Origin of the sequence: Micromonospora sp. NPDC047753, from assembly GCF_040642735.1 — a bacterium.
In the GTDB taxonomy this organism is placed as follows: Bacteria; Actinomycetota; Actinomycetes; order Mycobacteriales; family Micromonosporaceae; genus Micromonospora.
This window is the reverse complement of record NZ_JBEYSL010000634.1, coordinates 1-3,305: the sequence shown is the minus strand read 5'-3', so window position 1 is coordinate 3,305 and position 3,305 is coordinate 1. Positions and strand designations below refer to the sequence as shown.

3 protein-coding genes and 2 pseudogenes are annotated in these 3,305 nt (G+C 72.5%); 4 read left to right on the top strand and 1 reads right to left on the bottom strand.

What is annotated here, in order from left to right:
* The first annotated feature begins 45 nt into the window (after positions 1 to 45).
* Positions 46 to 1,296, top strand: coding sequence for a histidine kinase (locus ABZ749_RS32305; protein WP_357234527.1), 1,251 nt, complete (start codon positions 46 to 48; stop codon positions 1,294 to 1,296).
* Positions 1,293 to 1,919 carry a response regulator transcription factor gene (locus ABZ749_RS32300; RefSeq protein WP_357234524.1) on the top strand — a complete coding sequence of 209 codons (627 nt, stop codon included), beginning with the start codon at positions 1,293 to 1,295 and terminating at the stop codon, positions 1,917 to 1,919. The genes ABZ749_RS32305 and ABZ749_RS32300 overlap by 4 nt, the downstream gene beginning before the upstream one ends.
* Before the next feature lie 3 nt (positions 1,920 to 1,922).
* Here ABZ749_RS32300 and ABZ749_RS32295 read toward each other — a convergent pair whose 3' ends face one another.
* On the bottom strand, positions 1,923 to 2,639 hold the full coding sequence (locus ABZ749_RS32295) for a YoaK family protein (protein ID WP_357234521.1): 717 nt from the start codon (positions 2,637 to 2,639) through the stop codon (positions 1,923 to 1,925).
* Here ABZ749_RS32295 and ABZ749_RS32290 point away from each other — a divergent pair.
* Together ABZ749_RS32290 and ABZ749_RS32285 are read left to right on the top strand one after the other, a co-directional pair.
* Positions 2,533 to 3,174, top strand: a pseudogene (locus ABZ749_RS32290) (GntR family transcriptional regulator); the annotation flags it as partial. The gene ABZ749_RS32295 and the pseudogene ABZ749_RS32290 sit on opposite strands and share 107 nt — an antisense overlap.
* Positions 3,175 to 3,209: 35 nt before the next feature.
* Positions 3,210 to 3,305 (top strand): annotated as a pseudogene (locus ABZ749_RS32285) (type I methionyl aminopeptidase); the annotation flags it as partial.

Sequence of the window (3,305 nt, the reverse complement as noted above, 5' to 3'; positions counted from 1 at the left end):
GGCGGCGGCCGCCGCCACCGGCTCACAGCACCTAGGCTGACGACCGTGAGCTGGCCGGGGCGACTGTTCGACATGCGGGACGCGCTCGTGCGAATGGTGCTGCTCGACCTCGCCGGGGTGTGTTACCTGTTCTTCGTCCCGCACTCCAACAGCACGCCCAGCACGACACAGTGGATCCTCGCACTGCTCGCGTTCGCCGTGGCGCTGGTGGTGCACCGGTTGCCGGTGCTGAACCTGGTGGCGCAGTCCGCCCTGCTGGCGGTCGCGATCAGCCTGGTCGACGATTTCACCATCAACCAGGTTGGTGCCAGCTGGGCGCTGCTCGAGGTCACCATGCGAGCGCGCCACGGGCGGCCCATCTGGCTGGCCGCCGCGCTGCTTGCCGTGGTCGACCTGACCGACTCGATCGGCGACCCGCCGCGCCGGTTCGCCTCCGGGGTCGTCGGGCTCGCCGTGGAGGTCGGCGTGCCGGTCCTGCTCGGCCTGGTCATCCGCACCAACCGGGAGTTGGGTCGGCAGGCCGTGGAGCGGGCCCTGGCCGAGCAACGCCAGCACGAGTCGGAGAGCCGCGCGGCTCGCGCCGACGAACGCAGCGCCATCGCCCGCGAGCTGCACGACGTCGTGGCGCACCATGTGGCGTCGATGGTCCTGCGGGTCGGCGTGGCCCGGCACGTGCTCACCGACCTGGACCCCCGGGTTAGCGAGGTCTTCGACGACGTGCACGGCACCGGCACCTCGGCCCTCGCGGAGCTGCGCCGGCTGGTCGCGGTGCTGCGCAACCCCGACGGGGTACGCGGCGACGCCGCGCTGACCGCTATCGAACCGTCCGCGCTGCCGGCGGCGATCGGCGCGTCCATGGATCGGGCTCGGCAGGCGGGTGTCATTGTGGAGGCCGACCTCGACCCGGCGATCGGTTCACTCGACGCGGTGCGCGGCATGGCGGTGCTGCGACTCACGCAGGAGGCGCTGACGAATGTGGCCAAACACGCGGGGGCCTCAGCGATCGCGCATCTCGTGGTCGCCGTCCGGGACGGCTCCGTGCACTGGGAGGTCACCGACAACGGGCGCGGCGGGGGGCCGGCGGGTGTGCCAGCCGGTGGCGGGCACGGCATCACCGGGATGCGCGAGCGTGTCGAGGTCCTCGGTGGCCGGCTGGAGGCGGGCCGGACCGGCACCGGGTGGCGGGTGCGTACCGTCCTTCCGGCAGTGACCGCCGCGTCCACCGACGCGCCGGTCGGGTCGGTGCCCCGCGAGCGGGAGGCCCCGGCCGGGTCGCCCGCGCCGGAGCCGGCGTGATCCGGGTGCTGCTGGTCGACGACCAGCACCTCATCCGGGCCGGGCTGCGCATGCTCTGCGACGCTCAACCCGACATCGAGGTCGTCGGGGAGGCCGACAACGGCCGTGAGGCGATCCCGCTGGCCGGGCGGCTCCTTCCCGACGTCGTCGTGATGGACCTGCGGATGCCCGGTGTCGACGGGATCACCGCGACCAGCCGGATCCTCGCCGAACGCCCCGCCACCCGCGTCCTGGTGCTGACCACGTTCGGCGACGACGACCATCTCTACCCGGCGCTGACCGCCGGAGCGTGCGGGTTCCTGCTCAAGGACGCGCCCCCGACCGAGTTGCTGGACGGCATCCGCCGGGCCGCCGTCGGTGACAGCCCGTTCAGCCCTGAGGTGCTGCGCCGCCTCGTGCAGCGCGCGGTGCACGCCCGCCCGGGGTCACCACCGGCTCTGCCGGGCCTGACCGCCCGGGAACGGGACGTGCTCGACCTGGTCGCCGAGGGACTGTCAAACACCGAGATCGCCGACCAGCTCCACATCGGTGTCACCACGGTCAAGACCCACATCACCAGCCTGATGACCAAGACCGACAGCCCCAACCGGGTACGCCTGGCCCTGTTCGCTCGCGGCGTCTGACGCTCAGGCCCGCATCCGCGCGGACACGGCGATGACGAGCACCAGCGGCACGATCAGCAGGGCCGGGGCGACGACCGGCAGGTGCAGGGCGACCAGGGCGCCGACCGCCGCGCCGACCATGAGGGCCAGCAGCACCTGGGCCTTGGGACGCAGGCTGGTCCACGGGCTGCGCGCGGCGACCCCGGCGATCAGGCTGGTGAGCGTGCCGGTCAGGTACGTGGAGGACAGGCCGGACACCCCGAAGCGCTGGATCGCACTGCTCTGCACGCCCAGCGCGACAGCTGACAGCATCAGCAGCGCCAGGTGGACACCCGCGTCGGGGGTGTGCAGGGTGACCTCCCAGACGACGGCGAACACCACGAACACCGACAGCTCCAGGACCAGCGCCCAGGTGACCCGCCGGGGCCAGACCGGATCGTCGGGCTGCGCCGAGCCGACGACGCGGGCGCCGGCGAGGACACCGACGATGAAGCTGACGATGGCGCAGCCCGACGTCAGAGCCAGGTCGGCTTCACCTCGGCCGGCCGAGAGCCCGAGCAGGACCATGTTGCCTGTCATCACGCTGGCGAAGGCGCCGCCGAGGGCGAGGAAGCCGAGAGCGTCGGCGCTCCCGGTGAGGAAGGTGAGGACGACGACGAGCGCGTGCCGTCGCCGCAGCAGGCGCTCGTCCCGGGGTGGGGTGACGTGGGGGCGGGTGACGCGGGGCGCTGTGCTCGACACTGTCTGCCGCCTTCCGGTAATTGTTCTTCGTATACACTTTGTGCGGACACGTTCACGGAGAGGCGACCAGGTGGCTGAAGACCTACGGGACAAGCTCGGCGCGCAACACCTGCCGCTCCGCGATCAGGTCCTCGCCGCCCTGCGGACCGCCATCATCGACGGCGACTACCTGCCCGGGGAACGGCTGACCGAGGACCGGCTCGCCGAGGACTTCGGCGTCTCCCGCAACCCCGTCCGGGAGGCGCTGCGCGTCGCCGAGGCGGAGGGGTTCGTCGTGATCCTCCCCCGCCGGGGAGCGGTCGTCGCCTCACCGAGCAGCGGGACCATCACCGACATGTTCGCCGTGCGCGAGCGACTGGAAGCGCTGGCCGCCCGGCTGGCCGCCGAGCGGGCCACAGCGGCCGACGTGGCGTCCCTGCGCGCCCTGCTCGACCAGGGCCGCGAGGCGACGCAGCGCCACGACCTGGCCCGGGTCGCCGAGCTGAACAGCACGCTGCACCTGCGCATCCTCCAGATCAGCGGAAACCCCTGGCTGTCGTCGATCGCCAAGTCGCTCTACCTCCATGTCCAGCGCACGCTGTGGAGACCGCCGTCCGCAAGGGCGGCCGGTACGGCATCGTCGACGGGTACGGCGGGCACGGCATCGGCACCGAGATGCACCAGGAC